25 protein-coding genes, 2 tRNA genes, 1 CRISPR repeat array and 1 riboswitch are annotated in these 22,804 nt (G+C 61.4%); of the genes, 16 read left to right on the top strand and 11 right to left on the bottom strand.

Annotated features, from left to right (window positions below; all coding sequences use genetic code 11):
- Positions 1 to 34 precede the first annotated feature (34 nt).
- Positions 35 to 740: a CRISPR direct-repeat array (repeat unit 35 nt; unit sequence GTTGCAAACAAAAAGCCCCGTAAGGGGATTGAAAC).
- Between the two features lie 90 nt (positions 741 to 830).
- The 12 genes from WKI89_RS03955 to WKI89_RS03900 all read left to right on the top strand — a co-directional run bounded on the left by WKI89_RS03955 (position 831) and on the right by WKI89_RS03900 (position 9,988).
- Positions 831 to 2,036: a TIGR02710 family CRISPR-associated CARF protein gene (locus WKI89_RS03955; protein ID WP_337867917.1), complete on the top strand. Its 1,206-nt coding sequence runs from the start codon at positions 831 to 833 to the stop codon at positions 2,034 to 2,036.
- Positions 2,037 to 2,093: 57 nt separating this feature from the next.
- Positions 2,094 to 2,270: riboswitch (cobalamin riboswitch) on the top strand.
- A gap of 115 nt (positions 2,271 to 2,385) precedes the next feature.
- Positions 2,386 to 3,264, top strand: coding sequence for an ABC transporter substrate-binding protein (locus WKI89_RS03950; RefSeq protein ID WP_337867916.1), 879 nt, complete (start codon positions 2,386 to 2,388; stop codon positions 3,262 to 3,264).
- A gap of 18 nt (positions 3,265 to 3,282) precedes the next feature.
- Positions 3,283 to 4,350, top strand: coding sequence for an iron ABC transporter permease (locus tag WKI89_RS03945; RefSeq protein WP_337867915.1), 1,068 nt, complete (start codon positions 3,283 to 3,285; stop codon positions 4,348 to 4,350).
- Between the two features lie 62 nt (positions 4,351 to 4,412).
- Positions 4,413 to 5,162, top strand: a complete 750-nt coding sequence (locus tag WKI89_RS03940; protein WP_337867927.1) for an ABC transporter ATP-binding protein — start codon at positions 4,413 to 4,415, stop codon at positions 5,160 to 5,162.
- On the top strand, positions 5,163 to 5,498 hold the full coding sequence (locus WKI89_RS03935) for a hypothetical protein (protein WP_337867914.1): 336 nt from the start codon (positions 5,163 to 5,165) through the stop codon (positions 5,496 to 5,498).
- Positions 5,495 to 6,046 carry a histidine phosphatase family protein gene (locus tag WKI89_RS03930; RefSeq protein ID WP_337867913.1) on the top strand — a complete coding sequence of 184 codons (552 nt, stop codon included), beginning with the start codon at positions 5,495 to 5,497 and terminating at the stop codon, positions 6,044 to 6,046. Before WKI89_RS03935 ends, WKI89_RS03930 begins: the two co-directional genes overlap by 4 nt.
- A 37-nt stretch (positions 6,047 to 6,083) precedes the next feature.
- A complete protein-coding gene (cobU, locus tag WKI89_RS03925) occupies positions 6,084 to 6,599 on the top strand; it encodes a bifunctional adenosylcobinamide kinase/adenosylcobinamide-phosphate guanylyltransferase (RefSeq protein ID WP_337867912.1) in 516 nt (171 codons plus the stop codon).
- A gap of 114 nt (positions 6,600 to 6,713) precedes the next feature.
- The gene (gene cobT / locus WKI89_RS03920) at positions 6,714 to 7,772 is read left to right on the top strand and encodes a nicotinate-nucleotide--dimethylbenzimidazole phosphoribosyltransferase (RefSeq protein ID WP_337867911.1); all 1,059 of its coding nucleotides are present in this window, start codon (positions 6,714 to 6,716) and stop codon (positions 7,770 to 7,772) included.
- Positions 7,773 to 7,918: 146 nt separating this feature from the next.
- Positions 7,919 to 8,152 (top strand): DUF5522 domain-containing protein, encoded by a 234-nt coding sequence (locus WKI89_RS03915; protein WP_337867910.1) that lies wholly within the window; start codon positions 7,919 to 7,921, stop codon positions 8,150 to 8,152.
- Position 8,153: 1 nt separating this feature from the next.
- Positions 8,154 to 8,864 (top strand): adenosylcobinamide-GDP ribazoletransferase, encoded by a 711-nt coding sequence (locus tag WKI89_RS03910; protein ID WP_337867909.1) that lies wholly within the window; start codon positions 8,154 to 8,156, stop codon positions 8,862 to 8,864.
- A 63-nt stretch (positions 8,865 to 8,927) separates the two neighbouring features.
- Entirely contained in the window at positions 8,928 to 9,659 is a 732-nt protein-coding gene (locus WKI89_RS03905; protein ID WP_337867908.1) for a hypothetical protein, read from the top strand.
- 26 nt (positions 9,660 to 9,685) lie between these two features.
- Positions 9,686 to 9,988: a hypothetical protein gene (locus WKI89_RS03900; RefSeq protein ID WP_337867907.1), complete on the top strand. Its 303-nt coding sequence runs from the start codon at positions 9,686 to 9,688 to the stop codon at positions 9,986 to 9,988.
- 780 nt (positions 9,989 to 10,768) lie between these two features.
- On the opposite strand, the gene WKI89_RS03895 is transcribed toward WKI89_RS03900, so the two are convergent.
- From WKI89_RS03895 to WKI89_RS03850, 10 genes are all read right to left on the bottom strand, one after another.
- Positions 10,769 to 11,509, bottom strand: coding sequence for an NAD(P)/FAD-dependent oxidoreductase (locus tag WKI89_RS03895; protein ID WP_337867926.1), 741 nt, complete (start codon positions 11,507 to 11,509; stop codon positions 10,769 to 10,771).
- 24 nt (positions 11,510 to 11,533) lie between these two features.
- Positions 11,534 to 12,076, bottom strand: a complete 543-nt coding sequence (locus WKI89_RS03890; RefSeq protein WP_337867906.1) for an FAD-dependent oxidoreductase — start codon at positions 12,074 to 12,076, stop codon at positions 11,534 to 11,536.
- Between the two features lie 456 nt (positions 12,077 to 12,532).
- A complete protein-coding gene (locus WKI89_RS03885) occupies positions 12,533 to 13,045 on the bottom strand; it encodes a hypothetical protein (RefSeq protein WP_337867905.1) in 513 nt (170 codons plus the stop codon).
- A gap of 62 nt (positions 13,046 to 13,107) precedes the next feature.
- A complete protein-coding gene (locus WKI89_RS03880; RefSeq protein WP_337867904.1) occupies positions 13,108 to 14,397 on the bottom strand; it encodes a cytochrome bc complex cytochrome b subunit in 1,290 nt (429 codons plus the stop codon).
- Positions 14,398 to 14,406: 9 nt separating this feature from the next.
- Positions 14,407 to 15,051 carry a Rieske 2Fe-2S domain-containing protein gene (locus WKI89_RS03875; RefSeq protein ID WP_337867903.1) on the bottom strand — a complete coding sequence of 215 codons (645 nt, stop codon included), beginning with the start codon at positions 15,049 to 15,051 and terminating at the stop codon, positions 14,407 to 14,409.
- 16 nt (positions 15,052 to 15,067) lie between these two features.
- A complete protein-coding gene (locus WKI89_RS03870) occupies positions 15,068 to 15,559 on the bottom strand; it encodes a cytochrome C (RefSeq protein ID WP_337867902.1) in 492 nt (163 codons plus the stop codon).
- Between the two features lie 14 nt (positions 15,560 to 15,573).
- Positions 15,574 to 16,326, bottom strand: coding sequence for a cytochrome c (locus WKI89_RS03865; RefSeq protein ID WP_337867901.1), 753 nt, complete (start codon positions 16,324 to 16,326; stop codon positions 15,574 to 15,576).
- A 214-nt stretch (positions 16,327 to 16,540) separates the two neighbouring features.
- Entirely contained in the window at positions 16,541 to 17,305 is a 765-nt protein-coding gene (locus WKI89_RS03860; protein WP_337867900.1) for a sugar phosphate isomerase/epimerase family protein, read from the bottom strand.
- A 172-nt stretch (positions 17,306 to 17,477) separates the two neighbouring features.
- Complete coding sequence (locus tag WKI89_RS03855; protein WP_337867899.1) at positions 17,478 to 19,412, bottom strand: hypothetical protein; 1,935 nt, start codon at positions 19,410 to 19,412, stop codon at positions 17,478 to 17,480.
- A gap of 12 nt (positions 19,413 to 19,424) precedes the next feature.
- Positions 19,425 to 20,069: a hypothetical protein gene (locus WKI89_RS03850; protein ID WP_337867898.1), complete on the bottom strand. Its 645-nt coding sequence runs from the start codon at positions 20,067 to 20,069 to the stop codon at positions 19,425 to 19,427.
- Positions 20,070 to 20,183: 114 nt separating this feature from the next.
- On the opposite strand from WKI89_RS03850, the gene WKI89_RS03845 reads away from it, so the two are divergent.
- The 4 genes from WKI89_RS03845 (at position 20,184) to WKI89_RS03830 (ending at position 22,188) form a co-directional block, all read left to right on the top strand.
- Positions 20,184 to 20,257 (top strand) — tRNA-Gln (locus WKI89_RS03845).
- 76 nt (positions 20,258 to 20,333) lie between these two features.
- Positions 20,334 to 20,408: transfer RNA gene (locus WKI89_RS03840), tRNA-Glu, on the top strand.
- Positions 20,409 to 20,465: 57 nt separating this feature from the next.
- Positions 20,466 to 21,569 carry an MFS transporter gene (locus tag WKI89_RS03835; protein ID WP_337867897.1) on the top strand — a complete coding sequence of 368 codons (1,104 nt, stop codon included), beginning with the start codon at positions 20,466 to 20,468 and terminating at the stop codon, positions 21,567 to 21,569.
- A complete protein-coding gene (locus WKI89_RS03830) occupies positions 21,538 to 22,188 on the top strand; it encodes an HAD-IA family hydrolase (RefSeq protein WP_337867896.1) in 651 nt (216 codons plus the stop codon). The genes WKI89_RS03835 and WKI89_RS03830 overlap by 32 nt, the downstream gene beginning before the upstream one ends.
- Positions 22,189 to 22,228: 40 nt before the next feature.
- On the opposite strand, the gene WKI89_RS03825 is transcribed toward WKI89_RS03830, so the two are convergent.
- Positions 22,229 to 22,684 (bottom strand): isoprenylcysteine carboxylmethyltransferase family protein, encoded by a 456-nt coding sequence (locus WKI89_RS03825; protein WP_337867895.1) that lies wholly within the window; start codon positions 22,682 to 22,684, stop codon positions 22,229 to 22,231.
- Between the last annotated feature and the right edge of the window lie 120 nt (positions 22,685 to 22,804).

Genomic DNA, 22,804 nt, shown 5'->3' with positions numbered 1-22,804 from the left:
AGCGCGGCGCCGAGTTCCGCTTGAGACATTCCGGGTTGCAAACAAAAAGCCCCGTAAGGGGATTGAAACGCGACTGGGCGCGGGTCTGCACGGCCTGGCGTGTCGCCATGTTGCAAACAAAAAGCCCCGTAAGGGGATTGAAACGATTGACATGCTCCGCGATGCCTCGTGTTTTGCGCTCATGGTTGCAAACAAAAAGCCCCGTAAGGGGATTGAAACTAGTCAACGTGGCAGGCTGTAGCCGCCCGATCAGGAGACGGTTGCAAACAAAAAGCCCCGTAAGGGGATTGAAACTGCACCAGATAGGGGCCCCGGCCCAACTCGATCTCGGTCGTTGCAAACAAAAAGCCCCGTAAGGGGATTGAAACATGTTGGGTGTTGGCGTTGCTCCTGTACACGATATAGGGTTGCAAACAAAAAGCCCCGTAAGGGGATTGAAACTGAATATTTTTAACACAACCCCTCCTTCTCCTTGGAGGCCAGGTTGCAAACAAAAAGCCCCGTAAGGGGATTGAAACTGCTACGAATGAGCGATTGCGAATTGCGCCATTCCATAAGTTGCAAACAAAAAGCCCCGTAAGGGGATTGAAACCCTATGAATGTAAGCGGGTCTGTGGCGATTTCAGTAAAAAAGTTGCAAACAAAAAGCCCCGTAAGGGGATTGAAACCCTACAAGCTCGGCTAAATCAAGAGGCGGGTAGTCAAGTTGCAAACAAAAAGCCCCGTAAGGGGATTGAAACCTACTTCCAAGCGTTCGCATGAGCATCCAGATTGAGTTGCTGCGTGCAAAAGCCCTTTGGGGGCCGCGCGAAGTTTGGTAGATTGGGAGCGTGCAGGAGCAACCAAACACAGTTTTGATTCTGGGGGTGGGGCAGACCCTGGAGCCCCTCGAGTTTGCACTGGCCGAGCACACCCCCCAAGGGGTGGTGTTTGTAGCCAGCCAGGGTTCGCAGGCGGCGGCGGGAGAGCTTATCCGCCGGTATGGAGGATCGCTGCGCTACCACACCCTGCTGCTCGACGACCCCGAGGATCTGGGCGAGGTGTTTCGCAAGGGGCGCTTGGCGCTGCAAAAGGCGCTCGAGTGGGAGGCGCGGGTCATTGTGGCCGATATTACCGGGGGTACCAAAACCATGTCGGCGGGGCTGGTGCTGGCCCTTACCGGGCAGGGCGTTACCTTTAGCTACGTGGGCGGCGAGGCCCGCGACGGTCAGGGGCGGGTGAAAAGCGGCAGCGAGCGGCTGCGGCTGCTGGAAGACCCCACCTACCGCTACGGCCTGCGCGAGTGGGAGGGTTTCAGGCGGGCCTGGAACCAGTGTGACTACCGGGCCGCACAGGAGTTTCTGGACGAACTGCTGGCCCGGCCCCTGACCCCCTCCGAAAAGCGCTTTTACGAGCACCTGAAGGGGGTTACCGAGGGCATGCTGGAGTGGGACTTGTTCTACCACAAGGCGGCCTGGCAGAAGCTGGAAGCACACCTCGAGCCCGCCCTTTCTATCGCCGAGGCCTGGGGGCACGGAACCAAGGTGCGGGTGTTGCAGGAATTGCAGCAGGCCCAAGCCCGGCTGCGGGCCATCCTGGATCGGGAGGGCAAACCCACCCTTGCCCTGCTGGCCGACCTCTTGGCCAACGCCCAGCGCCGAGCCTCCAGGGGCCGCTACGACGACGCCTTGGCCCGGCTGTACCGGGCGGTGGAGCTGGCCGCCGAGGCCGACCTGTTCGAGCGCACCGGCATTGAGCTGCGCCGGGATTCAACCTACCCCGACAAGCTACAGGATCTGGCCGGTCGCAAAACCCCCGGCCTCAAGGAGGCCCTGGGGCTGGCTTTTGAAATTGACACCCGGCTGGGCAACACCGGAACCCTGGCCCAGCAGCTCTACGGCGACTACTCGAGCAAGCTACAGGGCTTGTTGCAGCAGCGCCACAGCAGCATCCTGGCCCACGGGGTAAAGCCGGTCAAGCCCGAGGCCCTGGAGGGCTTGCAAAACTACCTGGGTGAAAAGGGCCTCGAGGCCGCCCCGGCCTGGCCCAACTGGTAGGTGCTTGTCGGGCGGGTCTTGGGGGTGTAGCCTTGAATCAAGGCCCGCTAGGGCCAGACAACCCGGTCAAGTTTTGGTGCCTGGGCGCGTAGCCCTGGCTTAAAGTGGGGAAGTCCGGTGAAAGTCCGGCACTGTCGCGCAGCGGTAACGGTGCATTGGGGCTTAAGCGATCCGCATAGCGGTCGCCAGCCACCGCCCGAAGTCCGAATACCTGCCAAAACGCCTTCTTACTCCGATACGGAAGGCACCTCTCGCAAGAAGGGGGAGTTTCGGGGAACCTGTTTGGCGTCCTCACTCCCGAGGGCGTTTTTTTACGCCCAATAGCGAGACCGGGTTGGGGAGGGACGCGATGAAGAGATCTATCTGGCTTTTGCTTTTGACCTTAAGCTTTGCGCTACTGACCTCTGGCCTGGCCCAGTCGTTCCCCCGCACCCTGACTGACGATCTGGGCCGCAGCGTTACGCTCAAGGCCGCGCCCCAGCGCATTGTGGCCATGCTGCCCTCGGTCAGCGAGACGGTGTGCGCCCTGAATGCCTGTGGGCGGCTGGTGGGGGTGGACGACTTCTCCGATTTCCCCGAGCAGGTTCGGCGGCTGCCCAAGGTGGGGGGGTATTTCAACCCCAACCTCGAGGCCATCCTGGCCCTCAAGCCCGACCTGGTGATCGTCTCGGTCTACGGCAAGCTGCATGAGGGGCTCGAGCGGGCCGGGGTTGCCAGCTTTGCCGTTAAGCCCGAGACTTACGACGACATCTTCCGCACCACCCGCCTGCTGGGCCGGGTGCTGGGGCTGGAGGCGCAGGCCGAGCGGCTGGTCGCCCAGATTCAGCGCGAGGTGTACGCGGTGGAGACCCGCGCCGCCAAGGCCACCCAGCGCCCCACGGTCTACTACGAGATTGACCCCACCCCCTACACGGTGGGGCCCGAGTCCTTTATCGGCGTGCTGATTGCCAAGGCCCGGGGCCAGAACATCATCCCCAAGGAACTGGGGTCTTTCCCGCAGATCAGCCCCGAGCTGGTGGTGCAGAAGAACCCTGCCATCATTGTGCTCACCCATCCAGGGGCCGCCGACCTGCGCAAGCGGGCCGGGTGGGGCAACCTGCGGGCGGTACAGGCCAATCGAATTTGCAGCTTCGTGGGTGAATCGGACAACCTGCTCTCGCGTCCGGGGCCGAGGGTAGCCCAGGGTTTGCAACTGCTGGTGGGCTGCTTCCACCCCAATCTGCGGTAGCAGAGCGTCAAGGCCAACATGCAAAAGACCTCCCATCCCACCCTCTTCACCCCGCTCAAAGCAGGTAAGGCGGGTTTAGCGGTTCGTCGAGGGCTGGTTTTCTTGGGCCTGCTGGTACTGCTAGTGGTCGGCTTGACGCTTGGGGTGGGGCAGGGTGCGGTGCAGATTCCGGCGCTCGAGGTGATCCGCTCGATGCTGGGGTTGCAAGAGAACCCCATCATCACCGATATGCGCTTGCCCAGGGTGCTGGCCGCCCTGCTGGTGGGCGCAGCGCTGGGGCTTTCCGGTGCGGCTTTCCAGGGCCTGTTTCGCAATCCCCTGGCCGACCCCTACCTGATGGGCTCGGCGGCAGGGGCGGCCTTTGGGGTCACGCTGGCGGTGAGCTTGGCTGGTGGCCTCACCGGCGCATTTGCCCAGCATGCGGTCTTCGATTTTCTGCCGGTCTCGGCAACCTTGTTTGGTTTTCTGGGCGCGGTGGGCGCGGTGTTTGTGGTGTTGCTGCTCTCGGGTGGGGCCAGCCGCACCCACGACCTGATTCTGGCCGGGGTGGTGGTGGGGAGTGTGCTGGTGAGCCTGACCAGCTACCTGATGTTGCAGGATGCCGACCGGGTGCGGGCGGTGTTTGCCTACACCCTGGGCAACCTAGCGTTCATAAGCTGGCAAGGGGTGGGGTCGCTGGCCTTGTACCTGCTCCTCACCCTGCCCATCTTTTGGTTGCTGGGGCGCACCCTCAATGCCCTCAACCTGGGTGAAGAAACCGCCCGCAGCCTGGGCCTTCCCTTGGGCCAGCTCAAGCTCCTCATCATCGGGGCCGCCACCCTCCTCACCGCCGCTGCCGTGGCCCAGGTGGGCATCATCGGCTTTGTGGGCCTGGTGGCCCCCCATGCGCTCAGGCGTCTGATCGGGGGCGATTACCGCTACTTGTTGCCGGCCTCAGCCCTGGGCGGGGCGGTTTTGCTGGTCTTTGCCGACCTGTTGGCCCGCACCCTGATCAGGCCGGCAGAGTTGCCGGTGGGCATTCTGACCACGCTTTTGGGGGGGCCCTTTTTCTTGTACTTGCTGTGGCGAGGGAGGCGTAAGGGATGACCGGCAAAGCGCAATATACTAGTGTGAACGCGGTGGATTCGGCCCTCGGTTCGGGGCTCTCGGTGCTCGGCCTCTCCTTCTCCTATCGTGGCCGGGCGGTGCTAAACGACATCAACCTGGAACTTCATCCCGGCGAGTGGCTGGCGCTCTTGGGGCCCAATGGGGTGGGGAAAAGTACACTGTTGCGTTTGATGGCGGGGCTGCTCAAACCCAGCGTGGGCGAGGTGCGGCTGGGCGGGGAGCGGCTGGAGCGGCTCTCGAGCTGGACACTGGGCCAGCAGATTGCCTTCCTGCCCCAGAACGGCGGCTACCCCGAAGACCTTACGGTAGAGGAAGTGGTGTCGCTGGGGCGCATCCCCCATCTGGGCTTGTTGGGGCGGGCGGGCAAGGCCGACTGGGAGGCGGTGGAGTGGGCCCTGCAGCAGACCCAGGTGAGCGGGTTCCGCGACCGGCTGCTGCCCACGCTCTCAGGCGGGGAGCGGCAGCGGGTCATGCTGGCCCGTGCGCTGGCGGCTCGCCCCCAGTACCTGCTCCTGGACGAGCCCACCAACCACCTCGACCTGCACCACCAGGCCGAGTTCATTTGTCTGCTGGCAGGCTTGCGGGCCCAGGGCATCGGCACCCTGACGGTATTGCACGACCCCAACCTGGCCCGCTCGGCGGATCGGGTGGCCTTTTTGTCGGCAGGGAAGCTGGCCGCACTGGGCACCCCCAGGGAAGTGTTGAACCAGCACCTGCTGCAATCGGCGTATGGGGGTTGGGTGCGGGTGCATGAAGTGGAAGGCGAACCTGTGGTGTTGCTGGGAGGCTAAATGCAAGCCAGTCTGAAGGTGACCCCCCAACTGCTGCTGCTCGACCTAGGCGAGGTGCGCCGCCTGATGACCCAGGATGGCCCTCGCCTGGCCCGCTATGTGGCGGTGATGCGCGAGGGGCAGGCCCGTTGTATCCGCCTGGGTCGGGGTGTGGGGCTTTCCGGATTACTGCGGCTGGGGGTTCCGTCCAGCCAGACCCTGCTCTACACCCTGCCCGGCGATCCGCTGGACTTTGAGTACGAAGGCCCTAATTTGCGCCTGCCCGGCCTCAAGCTCTACCTCGATCGCCCGCCCGAGTTCGTCGAGACGCCCTTTTATGCTTGGATGGAGCCATGAGCGAGCTTTGGCTGGTGCGCCACGGACAGACCACCTGGAACCAGGAAGGTCGGCTCACGGGCTGGAGCGATGTGCCGCTCACGGCTTTGGGGGAGCGGCAAGCCAGGGCCTTGTCCGAGTGGCTAGCCACCCAACGCTTCGAGCGGGTAGTGGCCTCCGATTTGCAACGGGCCATCCAGACCGCCCGGCTGGCCTACGGCGAACCCCAGGAAGTCTCGGCTGCGCTGCGTGAGCTCGAGTTCGGCCAACTGGAAGGTTTGAAGTGGGCCGAGCTGCCCGAAGTCTACAAAGATGCGCTGATGGGGTTCGAGGGTTTTCAGGCACCGGGGGGCGAATCCACCGCCCAGATGCAGCGCCGGGTCTATGGCTTCTTCGACGGCCTGCCGGCAGGCCGCCACCTGATCTTCACCCACGGAGGGGTGTTGCGCATGGTGCTGCGCCAGTTCGATCAGGATCGTTTCCTGCCGCCTTGCGCGGTGGTGGGGCTGGATTGGAAGCACAAGCAGATGTTGTTTGTGCGCCATCCTGTACCCCTGGAGGGGGTGTAGGGGCGCTTGTCTACTGAAGAGAGGCCAGAATATGTCTATGCGAGCCCGCTTGATTCTGGTGACGGGAGGTGCGAGAGCCGGCAAAAGCGCCTTTGCGCAGGAATGGGCCCACGCGCTGGGGGATGGTAAGGTCAGTTTTATCGCTACCGCCCAAGCGCTGGACGAAGAGATGCGCCAGCGTATCGAACAGCACAAGGCCGAGCGCCCGATCACTTGGGAGATATTCGAAGAACCGCTGGAAGTGCCCTACACGCTCTCGCTGGCCCAGGGTGGAGTGGTGCTGCTGGATTGTCTGACCCTATGGGTTTCCAACCTGATGCTGGCCGAACGCGAGGTGTTGCCCGAGCTCGAGAACCTGCTGGCCATTCGGGCCGAAACCGACAAAACCCTGCTAATCGTCACCAACGAGGTGGGTATGGGTATCGTGCCCGAGAACCCTCTGGCGCGGCGCTACCGCGACCTGCTGGGGGCGGCCAATCGCCGCATTGCCGAGGAGGCCGATGTGGTTTATCTGCTGGTCTCAGGGATTCCGCTGAAGATCAAATCGCCCTGATTCCATCTCTGCAAGAAGGACGTATTCGAGGGTCTCCTTCAACTTGTTTGGGTTGGTTCTAGTCAGATTGAGCATAATCCCAGTTGCCTTCGATTTTGCAAAACATACAAGCCTATGATCCACTTCGACATCCAACCCATCTCCCAAGCATGGCTGACCCAGGCCCAAGCCCACCAAGACCAGCTCACTAAACCGCCCGGCTCGCTGGGGTTCTTAGAAGAAATTGGTGTACGCCTAGCGGCCATCCAACAGACCCTGCGGCCCGCGCTGGGCAAGGGGGCGGTGGTGGTCTGTGCCGGCGACCACGGGGTGACTGCCGAGGCTGTCTCGGCTTATCCATCTGAAGTGACTGCGCAAATGGTACTGAATTTTCTGGCGGGTGGTGCGGCGATTAACCAGATCGCCGAGGTTGCCGGCGCCGATGTATGGGTGCTCGATGTAGGTGTCAACGCGCCTCCCCTTGCGGAAGGGGGGCTGGGGGTGCGGGTTCGCCCCGGTACGGGCAACATCCTGCGAGAACCCGCCATGACCCGTGCCGAAGCCGAGCAAGCCATCCGGGCCGGGGCGGAGGTGGCCCGCCGGGCCATTGCCCAGGACGCCACCGTCCTGGCCGCTGGTGATATGGGCATCGGCAACACCACCGCTGCCTCGGCACTCACGGCGGCTTTGTTGGGTTTGGATGCGAAGGCTGTAACGGGGCGCGGTACGGGGGTAGATGATGCCCGGTACCAAAAAAAGGTGCAGGTTGTTGCTACTGCGCTGCGCCGCGCCCAAGCCCGTCTGGGAGAGCTTGCCCAAGCCGATCCGCTCGAGGTGCTGGCCGAGTTGGGCGGATTGGAAATTGCAGCGATAGCCGGGGTTTTCCTGGCGGGAGCCGAGGCTGGTCTGCCGCTGGTTTGCGATGGCTTCCCGGTGACGGCGGGGGCTTTGCTGGCTTGTCAAATCCAGCCCGATGTGCGGGATTATCTGTTTGCAGGACATCGCTCGGTGGAGCCGGGTCACACCCGACAGTTAGAAGCGCTGGGGCTGCGGCCCATTCTGGAACTGAACTTGCGCTTGGGGGAGGGGACAGGAGCGGTCTTGAGTTTTCCAGTCCTGCGGGCGGCGGCTAGCGTGATGGCAGGGATGGCTACATTCTCCCAGGCTGGAGTATCGCAAACTATGGAGCCGTAGAAATCCCGCAGGGGACGGGATGAGCGTGTGCCTTAGGCTGCAATCGAGCTACAGGTGCTACCAATGCTTAGGAAAACAGCCAGCAAACATAAGCCAGATTGATATTCAATCCAGAAAATAAGGTAGAATAATTACAGGGGTAAAGAATGGCGAAAGCAGAACTCAAAGAAAACGTAGATTACTACATCGAAAACGGGCTCTACGTTTTCACCGAGGTCTACCATAGCAAGCGCGGCTACTGTTGCGGCTCGAGGTGTCGCCATTGCCCTTACCCCAAAGAAATTCAGGCTCAGACCGTGCAACTGCGGCTCGAGGGCCGTCCCATCAAAACCAAAGAAGAGTTCGAGGCGCATTTTGGGGCGGTTCTGGTACAACCTTAAGGTGCGCCCTTTCTGGCTGGCTGTAGGTTTTCTGACCACGTTTCCCGTGCCCAACCTGGGCGAGGTCAAAGACGGCGAAATGAAGGCCGCCTCAGCTTTCTACCCGCTGGCGGGCTACCTGATTGGCGGGGTGCTGGCGCTGGTGGCCTGGCTTACCGCCGCCCTGCCCGACGGCTTGCAAGGGGCCATCCTGCTGGCGGTCTGGCTGGCCTGTACCGGCATGCTCCATCTGGATGGCCTGCTGGACTCCGCCGATGCCCTCCTCTCCATGAAGCCTACCGGCGAGCGCCTGCGCATCCTGGGCGATGTGCACATGGGCAGCTTTGCCTTTGGGGTGGGGTTTGTGGTGCTGCTCCTGAAATGGCAGTTGCTGGCCTCGAGCCCCTCGCCCTGGCTGCTCTTGTGTCTGCCGGCCCTGGTGCGCTTCGCTTTGCTCCTGCCCATGAACCTCTTTCCAGCGGCCCGCAAGGAGGGCCTGGGGGCCCGCAGCCGTGAGGGTCGAATCCTCCCGGCCTTGCTGTTTGCCCTGCCCGCCATCTACTTCTTCCCCTGGGTTGCCCTGGCTTTAGCTGCGGTGATGCTACTGCAGGCCTCCTGGGCTGCCAGAAGGCTGGGCGGCGGGCTTTCCGGCGATGTGTACGGAGCGCTGGTGGAGCTGGGGGAGGTGGCGGGCTTGTTGGTGGGGGTGTGGTGGATTCAGCACGAAATGTAACTCGTACTATACATTGGGGGGGGTTTGGTCTAAAGTGCAAAAAAACATTCCAAAGGGGGCATTATGCTACACAATCGCAAGGCGCTGGCTTGGCTGATGGTGGGGTTGCTGGTATTGGCGGGGTGCTCGAGCACACCCAGGATGGTGGAGACCCAGCCCGATCCCAGTGTGGTTTCTCCCGAAATTCGCGCACAAATCGAAGCCTTCCCAGAGTTTCAGCTTGTAGCACGGCTGGTAGCGCAGGAGGGCAAACGGGTGGCCTGGGCGCGGGCATCCCAAGCTACGGACGTAGAAGGAAGGACTGTTGTTCAAATACCGCTTTGGTGGGACGAGCAAGGTATTGTAGTACTGGTAGCCACCGTTGGGCATGGTCGGGTCAGTGGATTACTGCTTTCCCGTGTCTCAAATACAGGCGATGTCAAGATAGCTGTTGCTGATCTCGTTTCTAAAATGACTCTGACCGCCTCAGTCTTCTTTGAGCAAGGAAATCCGAAAATGAGAAATGAGCTTTTAGCTCCTACGAAAGGCATATCTTCCCTGGGCGAACTTTTTGAGGTAAGAGTAGAGGATGCCATAAGCTTAAACCAACAAAATGTGATGCCCCAGCAAAATTGCCAGATTTTGCTGGCGAACGCCGCAGCAGCGACCGCCGCTCTAGCAGCAGCTACGGCTTACATGGTAAATACGTGTTTATTCGCTTGGTGGACCCCCGCTTGCTGGATTGCAGCAACGTACTATGCTTCTGCGCTGGTGGCTTATGTTGCTGCTGTAGAAGCCGCAAAACACTGTCTCTAGGCACGATTTCGAAAGGAGGTAAGCAAATGCCAAGCAGGCTTCGTAAACTACTTATTGTTGCGCAGTTGACTATGGCTATTGCCGGAACCTTCACTTTGGCGGCAGCCATAATTTGGCTCAGAAACAACACCTGGTCGTTGTTCGCTGTGGCCCTGCTGATTATGGGGGCTTCTCAACTGCTTCTTGCTTTTTTCATCCCTGGATTTAAGGTTTTCTCGGCGGATTCCGAAATGTCTCCCTTTTGGACGCGGGTGCTGCTGATTGCTGCATTGTTAGCCCTTCTTGCCGCCATAGGTTTTAACTACTCAGCACTGCTAGCACTTGCTTAGTGGTCTGGTAAGTAATTCAAGTTACCACCTATTGGGTTATTAACACTTGCCACACATGCTATGTTTGCAAACTGTTGGGCTACTTGGTGGGCGCCCAATTGCTGGGTTGCTATCGCTGCTTACGCAGCTGCTGCACTCAACTATAATGGTATTCTGCAACAGGCTAGATCTTCTGGTTGCTTGGGGTGAAAGCTTATGGTTCCAGCACGTTTTCAGGCACTTCTGATTACCGCTCGAGGTTTCTACCTCGCAAGCGGAACCATCCTGTTAATCCTCGGATTTCATGGATTGAAAGGAAAACCGTTTACTTGGTCTGACCCATCTATTATGGCTTCAATGGGGCTTTTCTTACTAGGACTTACTCTAACCATCCAAGCCCTTTTTGGAACAACCACCAAGTGGCTCACGGTGCGACCAGAGATGGCCTCGTTTCTCCTTTGGAATTCTGTGATTACTGGAGCCGCATTCTTGTTGGTAGCAATCTGGTTATCTTTTCTGAGGGTTTAGTCTAGTGGTTTGGTAAGATAAAGATTGATATGCAGTGAAGTTCCCAAAATGAAGCGCTCAAAGCAACTCCCAGATATTAAGGGAGCCAAATCCATCCTGGGAATTAAGTTACCGGAGCACTAAGGCAATTCTATTGCGAAGCACTAGCAAATCCGGAACCTTCCTGGCACGGCAAGTGAGGGGCGTAAACGCGCCCCTCATGCGCAGAGTTGGTATAAGATTATGGACTGTGAACTGTAGAAACCCCAATCCCACACGGAATAGGGGTGATGCTCAGGCCCCCATAGGCAGGGCGGGTCGCAGGGTTTCGGAACGGGGGATCGCATAGGTGAGCGCGCGAGCTTGTAGAACTTCGCGGGCGGCCCGCCGTCCGCTGGCATAGGCCCCGTGCACGGTGGCGGCCCAGGCGTTGGAGGCGGTGTGCTCGCCGGCAAAGAAGAGCCGGTTGCCCACCGGTTGGGCCAGGATGCGGCGGGCCTGGGAGGCCCCCACGCTGGCCTTGGAGTAGGCCCCCAGGGTGTAGGGGTCGTCCTGCCAGTGGGCCAGCCGGGCCCGGCGGGGGGTGAGGTCGGGGCGGCCGAGGGCTTGGCGCAGGGTTTGCAGGGCGTTCTGCAGGGCCTCTTCCTCGGGCAGGGCCAGGAGCTCGCGGGCCCTGGGGCCGGTGGCCAGGGCGGTCAGAATCTCGAAGTTTACGCCGTGGCCGGTGGCGCTGCTCCACCATTCGTCGGGGTTATGGCCGGGCACGTAGAGCTCCACAATGCCGGGCGGGAAGACCGGCCCATCGAATAAAAAGAAGAGCTTAACCGCGTCCGCGATGCCCAGCTGGTGCAGCGCCTCTTGCTTAGCCTCGGGCAGCTCGGGCACAAAACGGATCTTGCCGGCTTTCAGCACGCCTAGGGGCACGGTGACTACGGCCTGGTCGGCCAGGAAGACCCGCCCGTTGGTGGTGAGGGCCTTGACGCCAAAAGGGCCCCACTCGAGCGTCTCCACCACGGCCCCCAGCCGGATGTCCAGCGAGGTCGCAAGTTTTATCGCTAGTTAATCGTAGCCCTCGAGGATACGGTAATCCCCCTCCTCGGCGGACTTGTCGCACAGAAACTCCAGCGCGGCTTGGGCGCTCAGGGTTTCTGGAGCATCGAAGTCGGAGATGTACTCTTGCAGCTTGTAGGGGATTTTTTGGCCCTCGAGCCGGTTGCGCTGGAGGTACGCGGCCAACGACTCCTCGCCAATGGCCTGGGGCCAGTCCACCATCCGAATGTTGTTGTAGCCCAGCGCCTCGCAGCCGACCTCGGCAATGGTGCGCAGACTGCCATCCGGCAGGCGTACCAGCGTATCGTCCTGCTGGTTGAAGTAGCGGGTGCGCAGGCCAAACTGTGCGGGGAGGGGATAGGTGGGAACCTGGCTGCTGTGGATGAATTCCGCGCCCAGCTCGATAGGTACAGCAGCAAAACTTCTATCGGTGCGGATGCGTCCTCCGACGCGGTGTTGGGCTTCTAGAACGGTTACCTGATGCTTGGCTTTTTGTAGCTCTTGGGCCGCGGCCAGACCGGCGGCTCCGGCGCCTATAACGAGCGTTTTCATGCAAATCTACCTTTTTACACTTCTGCGAACCTTTCTCCCGAGAATTGTTCTGGATGCTCGGGCATCACCCTGCCGACTTAGTCGCTCCATCGCACGGTGGCATACCGTGTGGTGGCAGTTCGTCGTATTGCTTGTAATCAACGTCTAACCAGCAATGGGAAGTTCCTTGCGGTGTTCGATCAACCTCCTTTCTGGCTTGGTTTCCCCTTGGCGGGGTAGATTCAGTTTAGCTCGAGGCCCCCTGGGCTCGATGAAGGATTACATACAATTGGGCCAAAAACCGTATTTTTTGTGACGGCAAGACTTCGATAATCAAATCCTGAACAGAATAGTGCCTTATTTCGCAAACGCATATTTATACAAATGAATCCAGCGACAGGGAATGGGCTGAAGTCGGGTAAGCCACGGGTTGAGCAGCGCACACCGGGTTGATTAGCCATGCGCATGGGCGGGTCACTACTGTGATGTGTATGCACTCGAGGGGGGCAGCTCGAGCAGGGCCAGAATCTTTTCCAACCGCTCCCGCTCACTCAAAAACCCCAGCCCCCGGCGGCGCACCAGCCAGGCACGCAGGGCTTGCCGATGGTGGGACACGCCCCGCAAGTGACACAGCCTGTCCAGCCCGTGCACAAAGGCCCCGACCGTCTCGCTGCTGTACGAGCACACCGGACAGCCCAGGTACATGGGGTTGGAGTCGTACTGGAAAACCAGCCGGCCCCGGTGGTAGACCCAGATGAGCAGGGCGCTGTCCTCGAGGTTCATCACCCCCAGGGTGGTGCAGTTGAGCGCCTTGGAAAGCTGGGCAAGGTGGTCTGCAAAACCCGCCTGCTGCTGGTACAGATGCTCCAGGTCGGGCTCGAGCGGGGGGTGCAGCCACCAATAATCGTCGCGGGACGTAGCCCTCAGGTTTTTCAATTCCCGATGGGCCGCACTGCGCACACCCCATAGGAGGATGCACGGCCTGGGCATGCTTTAGATTATGCATAAAAAAGCGCTCCAACAGTGGGAGCGCTTGGACGAGGGGGTAGGGTTTAGTCGTCGGCAGCGGAACCTTTGCCGATGAACTTGATTTCGGGCTCCCGGTTCCAGTCCTTGCCGTAGATGGCCTTCATGATGATGTAGCAGACCATCCCGGTAATGATGGGCACGATGAAGACCAGCACCCAGAGCAGCCCGTTGGAGAGGCTCAGGTCTACCTTGTAGCCGGCCAGGGTGCTCATGATGTAGAACATCAGCATCCCGACCACAAAGCTGGTGCGGAAGGGATGTTGGCTGGGGAGCTCGAGGTAGCGCCGCTTGTCTTTGGCATAGTCCAGGAAAGGGATGGCCAGGGCTCCCAGAATAATCACGGTGGGCACCAGGATGCCGCCCCAGAACTGCGGGCCAAAGGTGGCCCCCAGGAACTCAAAGCGCCAGTTGGCTGGGATGATCTGCAAAATCCCGTAAATCCACATGAAGTACCAGTCGGGTTTGACCGGCGGGGTGTTGGCGGTGGGGGGGCCAAAGGCCTGCACCGGGTGGGCCAGGAAAGCCCCGGCGATGAAGGTGGTCACGGCGATGTAGACCAAAAACAGAATGCCCATCATCGCGGCCTGCTGCGGGAACAGCGGCACGCCCACAATCTTGCCCGGTGCTACCTTCTCGGCGTACTTGGGCTGGGTGTGCTTTTGCTTGATCATGATGGCCAGGTGGGCACCAATCAGACCGATCAAGGCCAGCGGCAGCCACAAGACGTGAATGGGGAACAACCGGGGGATGGTCTGGGTGTTGGTGGGGGAGAGCTCGCCGGCGAAGAGAATGTCCGAGAGCAGCTTGCCCACCCAGGGAGCCGCCGCGCCAATCTCGTAACCGATCTTGGTTGCGGTCAGGGCATAGTTGTCGAAAGGCAGGGCATAGCCGGTGAAGGCGGTAATGATAGAAAGCACCAGCAAAAATACCCCCACAATCCAGTTCAGCTCGCGGGGGTTCTTGTAGGCCCCGGTCAGGTGGATGCGCAGCATGTGAAAGAAGGCTGCGGCAATCATGATGTGGGCGGCCCAGTGGTGCAGCGAGCGGATCACCGCGCCAAAGGGCAGTGAGTCAATGTAGAGAATCGAGTAGTAGGCCGCCGGTACTTCTTGCCCGCCCGAAAGCGAGCCCGAGACCGGGCGGATGGAAGGCTCGTAGTTGAGGGTCAGGAAGATGCCGGTGAGCACCAGGGTGACAAAGGAAAAAAGGGTGATCTCACCTAGGAAAAACGAGTGGTGCACCGGGAAGGCCTTGCGGAAGGCCTTGGCATATAGCTTGCCTATGCTCAAGCGATCGTCTAACCACTGATACATACTCCCTCCCTATACATCCGCGCCCGGCTTGCCCAGAAACTCGCCCGCGACTACCACCTTGCCCCCTTCTACCTTGACGGGCAGTTGGGGAACGGGCGCGGGCACGGGGCCCCCCACAACCCTGGCCTGGTTGTAGATGTCGTACCTGCCTCCGTGGCAGGGGCACAGCCAGGTATCGTTCTGCCACTGGCTAACGGTGCAGCCCAGGTGTTTGCAGACCGCCGAGTAGGCCAGTACCCCTTCGGGGGAGGCGTGCTGGCGTGTCTCCGGGCTCATTTTGTTGGGGTCGGCCAGGATGACCATGATGGTGTTGTTGGTGAGGTCTTTTTTGACCACGTTCTCGGGGCTTTTGGGAAAAGCGATGAAGAAAGGCAGCGCAGTGCCCTGGGCAGCCCGGAGGTCGTCCAGGGTGATCTCTTGCTCGGCCTTGGGGCCAGCGGCGAAGACCAGTGTATCGCCCACGGCGACAGGCTCTCTACTGGGAATTTTTTCCTCGCGGGGCACCAGGCCCGCACCCACCCACAAAGTGGAAAGCACCGCAGCACCCGCACTCACCCCGATGGCTGCCTGCAACACCGCCCGGCGGGTGGCATGGGCTTGCGGGTCTTCGGGGTGGTGGTCGTGGTGATGGGCTGTGGCTTCATGTTCGGCCATTGTGTGTTCCTCCCAACTACCAAGGGAAGTCGCCTTTTTCGTCCTCGGCGAGCACTTCCTCTTGCATGAAAAACTTTTTATAAATAGCAATCAGCAAGGCCATGATGAGCATCATGGCTGCAAACACCCCGGCCTGTAGGGTGGTGGCGTTATAGTAGCCGATCTCGGGGTTGTTGGCAAACACCAGGGTGCGCACAAAGAAGCCCGAAAGCAGCACTAACAGAATTGAGAGTACTACCCCTGCCACCATCGGCAGGCTGCTGGGTTCGGGGTGATGATTGCCGGGGCGCAACTCGGAGCCCTCGAGCCAGTTGCTCAGGAGCCCAATAAAACCATAGACAAACAGCACCATGGCAAAGGCCATCAGCCCGATGTTGCCCACCGTGAGGTGGGGCACCACCCCGGCCTCGTGCACCACCCGCATCTGGTTGTTGAGGTAGGCCATCAGAAACAGCGCCGCCGAGAAAACCAAGGCGAAGTAGGGAACCACCGTGTCATTCCGATACATGTCCCCTCCAGGATTTAGCGGGCCGCCTTGAACTCATCGGGCGTTACGCCGCCGAAGTTGTTGCTCCAGCTATTCTTGATATAGGTGGCGACCCCAGCCAGCTCCTCGTCGGAAAGTTGAGCAAAGCCGGGCATCCCTCCCTTGCCTTTGAGCAGGATGTTGATGGTATAGGCCTTATCGGCCACGTTTTTGCTGCCATCCAGGGCCGGGAAGACCCCTGGCAGGCCCTTGCCGGTGGGCTGGTGGCAGCCGGCGCAGTTGGCGCTGTAGACCTGTTCCCCTTTGGCTTTGAGGGCCTCGTCCACCGCTGCAACCGGGCCTGCTGCCTCACCATGCGCCCCGGCCTCCTTGGTGGCGGGGGGTTTGGCCACTTCCTCGAGGGTCTTGTTGGTCACGCCGGTGGCTGCGAAGAAGAGCCAGACCCCACCCAGGATTACCGCGGTGGCGATGACCGCGCCCAGCCCTGGAAAGCGCTCACGGGTGGGTTTTACATCGGGGTCGGCCACCCGCAGGGTCACGTCCAGGGTGCCCGAGACCTCCTTGCCCTCCTCGAGGCCCTGCACCAGTACACCGGGAGTATTGGCGACCTTAAAGGGGATCTCCTTCACTTCCCGGGCCCCGTTGGTGTAGTGGGTGACCACCCGCAGTAGGTGCTCCCCGTCGCTTAGCGAGCGGGTATCGTAGGTAACTTTGAAGGGGGGTTGGGTGAGCACCTGTACAGGCTGGGTGCCGCCATCCAGATAGACTTCGATGCGCTCAATCGGCATTGCTGGGTTCCTCCTAGTCAGGCCTCCCAAATCGGTCTGGCACTGTTCCAAAGACTACCAGAAATTGGGGCATTATGCCCCTAGATTTGAATATAAAAATTTTCAACCAGGGCAAATGTCCCTAGCTCCGATTGTAACGATAAAAACCTTTTGTGTTCCAATAGTAATCTGGACTGGTTTTGAGAAACTACGCTACGGGGTGGAGGGGCAACCCTTACCCCCCACCTTCCCGGAGTAGGGCTACACTCTGCCGCACGCCCTCCACTCCACCCGTCACCTCGAGGGCTACCGTTCCGGTAAATGGGTGCAACACCCCGCGTAGCCAGGCCCAGTCCACCAACCCCATTCCGCAGGGCAAGTGTTCATCCCGATGCCCCTGGTTGTCGTGCAGGTGAAAATGCTTTAGGCGGTTGTGAAGCAACTGGTAGTATTCCTGGGGGCCGCCAGAACCGCGTTGGATCAGGGCGTGCCCCACATCCAGGCAGAAGCCGTACTGTGGGTGGGCGTCTAGCAGGGCCAACAGTTCGGCGGGCGTTTCCAGCAAATCGGCCCTATTCAGGCCCAGGTTTTCCAGGGCTACCGGAATGGCCAGTTCCAATTGCTCGAGCGCTTGGTGTACTTGCTGATGGGCATGGGCCACCGCCTCGGGCCACCGCAAGGGAACCAGACCGGTATGCAGCACCCCGCAAGCTGCGCCAATCTCGGCCCCAAAAGCGATGGCCCGCTGGGTGCGCTCCTGCGAGAGCCGCTGCACCTGCGGCACCAGCGAGGCTAGGTTCCAGTCCACAAAGGGCAGATGCAAGCTAAAGCCCACCCCGGCGGCGCGGCCCATCTCGGCCAGCTCCTTGGCCCCCGGCAGCCGGGGATCCATCTCGTGTTGGTCGTAGGCAATCTCCAGAAAAAGCCCAAGCTCCGCGGCTAGGTCGAAAGACTGGCGGTAGTTCAGGCCGGCAGTGAGGGGGCTGAAACCCAGCTTCATAGAAGAAATGGGTGGATTATACCGTGGAAAGTTGCGAAGCCAGGCGTTACGTGCCAGGAGTTTGTTTCACGGCAGCGTGGCTGACTTTGGAAGAAAGAACCCTCCAGCTTTGGCTGGAGGTTTCAGAGCATACCGGTTTTTGGGTAGAAGTGGGAGAACCCTGGCAAAGAAACTAAAACTCCTCGTCCCACTCCACAATGGTCTCGCTGGTGAGGCCAGGGTTGGGCTTGGCGCTGGCCGCGCCCGCCACACCTGCCGTGCCGACCCCCGCAGCGGCAGCGGCGGCCTGTGGGATGGTGGGGTTGCGGCCCCGCCGCAAGGGGGTACGCTGGTTTTGCAATAGGCCGAACTGAACAGCGATGCCGCGCAGACCGATGGTGGCAAAAATAATTACCAAAAACACCGTGAATCCCCAGAACAACTGGGCCATCAGGTTTTGTTGGATGGAGAGGTTGGTGAGCGCACCAAAGAAGGGCAGCCGCCCATAGCGCGAGTCGGACAGAATCGAGCCAATGTAGGAAAGCCCTTCCATCATGGCTGGGAGCAGCAGGAAAAAGAAGGCCAGCCCCAGGAAGCGCCAGTAGATGTTGCGCCCCCCAAAGGTGAGGGTCAGGAGGTAGAGGGGGAAGAAGGCCAGCATACCCGCCAGGATGAACAAGAAGGCACGGGGGATGCCCAGGATGGTTTGCAGCAACCAGACCTGCACATCGTGGAAGGTGCCCAGGCTTTGGCCCTCGAGGGCCAGACCGTTCTCGAGCATCTCCCCTGAGAGCACCGTGAAGTCGCTGGTGCGCAGACCTACTGCGTTTTCGGCCAGGGCAAAGACCCGACCGGTACGCTGGGCCAGTTCGGGCTTGAGGGCTTCGACCACAGGTTGAATGGCGATCTTGTAACGGGCGTTGACCTGGGCCAGGGTGCGCCGGGCAGCGTCGCTCTGGCCGGTTTCGGCCTGCACCTGGGCTTCCAACAAGCGCCCACGCACCTCGACCAAGGCTCGTTTCCAGTCGTCAATACTGTAGATCCCCGCTCCCGAGAGGCTATCGGCAACCTGCTCTACTTTGCGGCTGTCCTTGATCAGGAAACGCAGGTCGCCCAGGAGTTGTTGATAAGAGTCATTGGTGGGGGGAGGGGCCATGCGTTGAACGGCAGTTGGGGTAGGGGCCGTCCGTTGAACGGGACGTGGGGCAGGGGCTGGTTGAGGGGTTGTGGGGGTGGCTGGGCGTGCGGCAGGCGGGGCCGGGGGTCGGGCTGCGGCAGCCCTGGCCGGGGCTACTTCCTTGGGGGCGGGTGGGGTGGAGGGGGCCTGTAGGCGAACCCCCCCAGCAGCGGGGGGGTTTTGGGCGGTGGTGGGGTTACTTCGCCGCTGGCTCTGGGGGGTCGAAGCGGCCCTGAGGAAGCTCTGGGCCTGGGCTACCAGCCCTTGCACATCGCTCTTGAAACCGTTCAGGTTTCCGCTGGACAGTTTACCCAGCGCATCCACAAACCCCTTGGCGCTGAGGCCCCGGGCGCGGGGTGAGTCCTGCACGATCAGGTATAGCGCATAGGCACGGGTGGCCTCGAGGTAGGCCTGCACGGCGCTGGTCTGGGCCTGGGCCCGCTGGAGGGCGTTGGTAATGCCCTGGGCAAAGGTGCGCTCGAACAGGCGGCGTACCCCATCCAGGTTGTTGGCGGCTGCCAGGGTTTGCACCTGGGCCTGCAGGCTGCTGGGTAATCCGCTGGCCGAAAGTACCTTAGGTAGCAGGCGGCTGGCTTCGGCGCTGTTGCCCGCCGCAAGGGCGCTGAAGTAGTTGTCGTAGAGGGCTTTGCCCATGATGGCCTTGATGATCTGGATGCGGGCCTCGACGTCGGTGTTGCTGCGGCGGGCCAGGGCCTGGCGGGCATCGGCCAACGACTGCAGCACCCCATCGCGCAGCACCGGGGTCAGGTCGCCCGCCCCCTTACGGAAGTCGTCCTCGGCCTTGGTCAAGAGCTCTAGAGCCCGTGCGGGGTTGCTGCTCTGCAGCGAACGCACCTGATCCAGCGTAGGTGCGAGCTGGTCGTATAAGGTGATGGCTGGGGCTGCCCAAGCCATGCTCAACAGAGCGATTATTGCGAACCAACGCTTCATCGTCATAACCTCCTATCGCTCGGCGCCCACCTGGAGGGTTTCGATCTTGCTCATTCGATATAGCAATTGCCCCAGATTGGTCTCGTTGCGTGTCAGCACAGCCAGGTAGCCACGGTCTAATGGGCGCAGCACCAGCTGGGCTTCCCTGAACACAGTGTAAAACACCCGGTAACTCCCTTTACGGTCAAGTAACCGATGCACGGTGGTGAGCAAGCCTAACAGGTTATCGTCATGCGCACCCAGACGACATTCCCGCCCGTGAACTGAATCCAGCACCACCGCCAGCACCCCCTCCCGGCGGGCCAAATCCAGCACCAGGGCTTGGCGGTCTGGTTCCCTTTCCAGGTCTACATATTCCCTCAGGTCGGTGGCCTCGAGGGTGGGCCGGGTAGGGTCGCGCACCACCTCGAGGCTCGGGGTTTGCGCCTTGAGTTGCCGTATCAGCTTTTGCAGGTCGGGTAGAAGCCCGCTCACCGGCAGAATACCCATCAACTCACGCTGCAACGGCCCCTCCACAAGCTCTACCCAGCCGCGGGGCCCCAGCGAGTCCGGCGACTGCCCGCGCAAAGCCCGCCGGAGCAGGTTGGCGGCGGCCACAGGGGAGATCACCTTTGAGAGGGCCTCGGTAATTTTCTGCTCGGTATCGTTCAACCACATCCTCCAAAGGGCGGGCTCACACAGGCCGGGCCTTTGGACGATTATAGTGAAGCCCTTGTCAAAACCAGGGTCATCTTGTACCATACCCGTTGCCTGCTCGAACAGGCTCCCTGTTGGGGCATCGTCTAACGGCAGGACTACGGATTCTGGCTCCGTCAATCGTGGTTCGAATCCACGTGCCCCAGCCAGATTTATCTCGAAGAACTGCCACCTGCTGCGCCCTGACCTAGGCGCAGGGCAGCACCCCCGGGATAAACCCAACCTGGCCCCATCGACTAGCGGTTAGGTCACCGCCCTTTCAAGGCGGCGGCAGGGGTTCGAATCCCCTTGGGGTCACCAGCAGCCCTCGGTTTGTGCCGGGGGTTTTAGCTTTGTCGAGAGGCTGAGAGCCCACCCATGAACCCGGTAGACAACGCCCAACGTTTACGCCTGACCTGGGGCAGCGCCCTGGGGCTGTTTATGACCGGGGCCATTGGGGCAGCGGTGGGGGCGGCCATCCCCCAGTGGCAAGCCCAGTTTGCCGTGGGCCCCGAGCTGGCCTGGTACTTCAACTTGTTTTTTGTGGGGGCTTTGTTGGGCATTTTTCTGGGCAGCCGTCTGCGCCGGCGCCATCCCTGGCTGCCCCTGGCCTTGTTGGCCGAGGGGTTGGGCCTGTTGTGCATGGCCCTGACCCCCTGGATGGGCGGGTTGTTTGCAGCCGCTTTGCTGCTGGGCCTGGGGGTGGCGGTGGTCAACTTCCACTGCAACGCCCTGCCGCTGGAGCTCTACCCCAGGGGCCAACTGGCTGTGCTCTACCGCATCAACACGGCTTTTGGGGTGGGGGCGGTGCTGGCCCCTCTGCTGCTGGTGGGGCTGGGCTGGCGGGTGGGCTACGGGGTGCTGGCGCTGGTGGCCCTGGTGGCGGCGGGCCTCCTGTGGAAAGCCCCGGCGGCGCGCACACGCCCCCGGGCCGAGGAGGCCCGCAACCCGTCGGGGCTGCTGCCCTTTGTGCTGCTGGCGGCGGTCTCGTATGTGGCGGTGGAGCTGGTGGTCTCGAGCTTCTCCGGCCTCTATTTGCGCCACCTGGGTTACGACCCCCACTGGGTGGGGGTGCTGCTCTCGCTGTACTGGGTGAGCCTGACCCTGGGCCGCTGGCTCTTGGCCGACTTTGTGGCCGCCAACCCCCTGGCCCGGCTGGTGGGGCTGCACCTGGGGGCGCTGCTGCTGGTGGGGTGCTATTTTGTGCCCCCGCTGGCCTGGCTATTTCCCCTGGTGGGGTTCTGGGTGGCCCCCACCTTTCCTACCCTTTATGCCTTCACCGAGAAGTACATCGGCTACGGTGGGCTGGCCTTTTTGTTTTATGCAGCGGCGGTGGGCAGCAACCTGATCCCGGCGGGATTTGCCCTGTTGCCCAAGGCGGCGCTGGCCCCCGGTATGCTTTTGGTGGTGGGCTGGATGGCCGGCATGACCTACCTGCTCTGGAGGAAAAGTGAAGCTGAGGGCCCTGCTCTTCGACCTTGACGGCACCCTGGCCGACACCGACCGGCTGCACGAGCAGGCCTGGCTCGAGGGCCTAGCCCGCTACGGCATCCAGGGTGACCACCACTTCTACCAGACCCAGATCAGCGGCGGCCTGAACCCCGAGATTGTAGCACGCCTGCTGCCCCAGCTTTCCGAGGCCGAAGGACAGCGCTTTATCGAGCAGAAAGAAGCCCGCTTCCGCGAACTGGCCACCACGGTACAGCCTTTACCGGGCTTGAGGATGCTATGGGACTGGGCTAGCGAACGGGGGCTTTGGCGGGCGCTGGTTAGCAATGCCCCGCGGGAGAACGCCCTGTACCTGCTAAAGCGGCTGGGCCTGGCCTTCGACCACATCGTTTTGTCTGAAGAACTGCCCGCTGGCAAGCCCGACCCGCTGCCCTACCGGGTGGCTCTACAGCAGTTTAACCTCAACCCCCAGGAGGCCCTGGTCTTCGAGGATTCGCCCTCCGGGGTGCGCTCGGCGGTGGGGGCCGGCCTCCCCACCGTGGCCCTCACCACCGGCCACCCGCCCGACGCCCTGGCCCAGGCGGGGGCTTTTTTGTGCATTCCCAACTTTACCGACCCGCGCCTGTGGGACTGGCTGCGGGCTTTGGGCTAGGCCTGCAACCGGCCATGGGGCGAAGCTTGCCAGGGGGCATCTAGTAGACCCAGGGAATCAGCTTTTTGACCCGCTGGCGGTAGGCGCCGTACTCGGGGAAGTGCTCTTGAAGCCAGGTTTCCTCGAGGCTGGCCTTGCGGTCGAGCCAGATGAACAGCAGCCCGCACAACAGAAGCGTCCAGAGGTTCAGATGGGCCAGGCTGCTGCCCAGCGCCCACAGCAGCACCCCGCAGTAGATGGGATGCCGCACCACCCGGTAGAGCCCCTGCTGCACCAGGTAGCCCCCCGGCCTGGGTTTGGGCAGGGCGGTCAGGTTGCGGCCCAGTTGCCAGGCCGCCAGCAGCAGCACCCCCAGCCCCACCCAGGCCAGCCCCCGCCCCAGCCCCCCCAGCCAGGGCGGGCTAAAGGAAGGCGTAACCCACAAAGCCAGCACCAGCAGGCCCAGCAGGACAAACTGCCCCACCACATACCCCTCGCCCCGCTCGCCCAGGCGCATGGCTTCAGGATACAAGGGTTGAGGTGCATTTGGGGTTTGTGAAGGCGGGAAAATGGGATAAAATCTGATTCCAAAGTAGCCGCAACCTATGACCCTAGGCCGAAACACGAACCCTGAATG

The sequence above is a fragment of the Meiothermus sp. genome (genome assembly GCF_037443965.1).
Lineage (GTDB): Bacteria > Deinococcota > Deinococci > Deinococcales > Thermaceae > Meiothermus.
The sequence above is the reverse complement of the archived record's forward strand: the minus strand, read 5'-3'. Positions and strand labels throughout refer to the sequence as shown.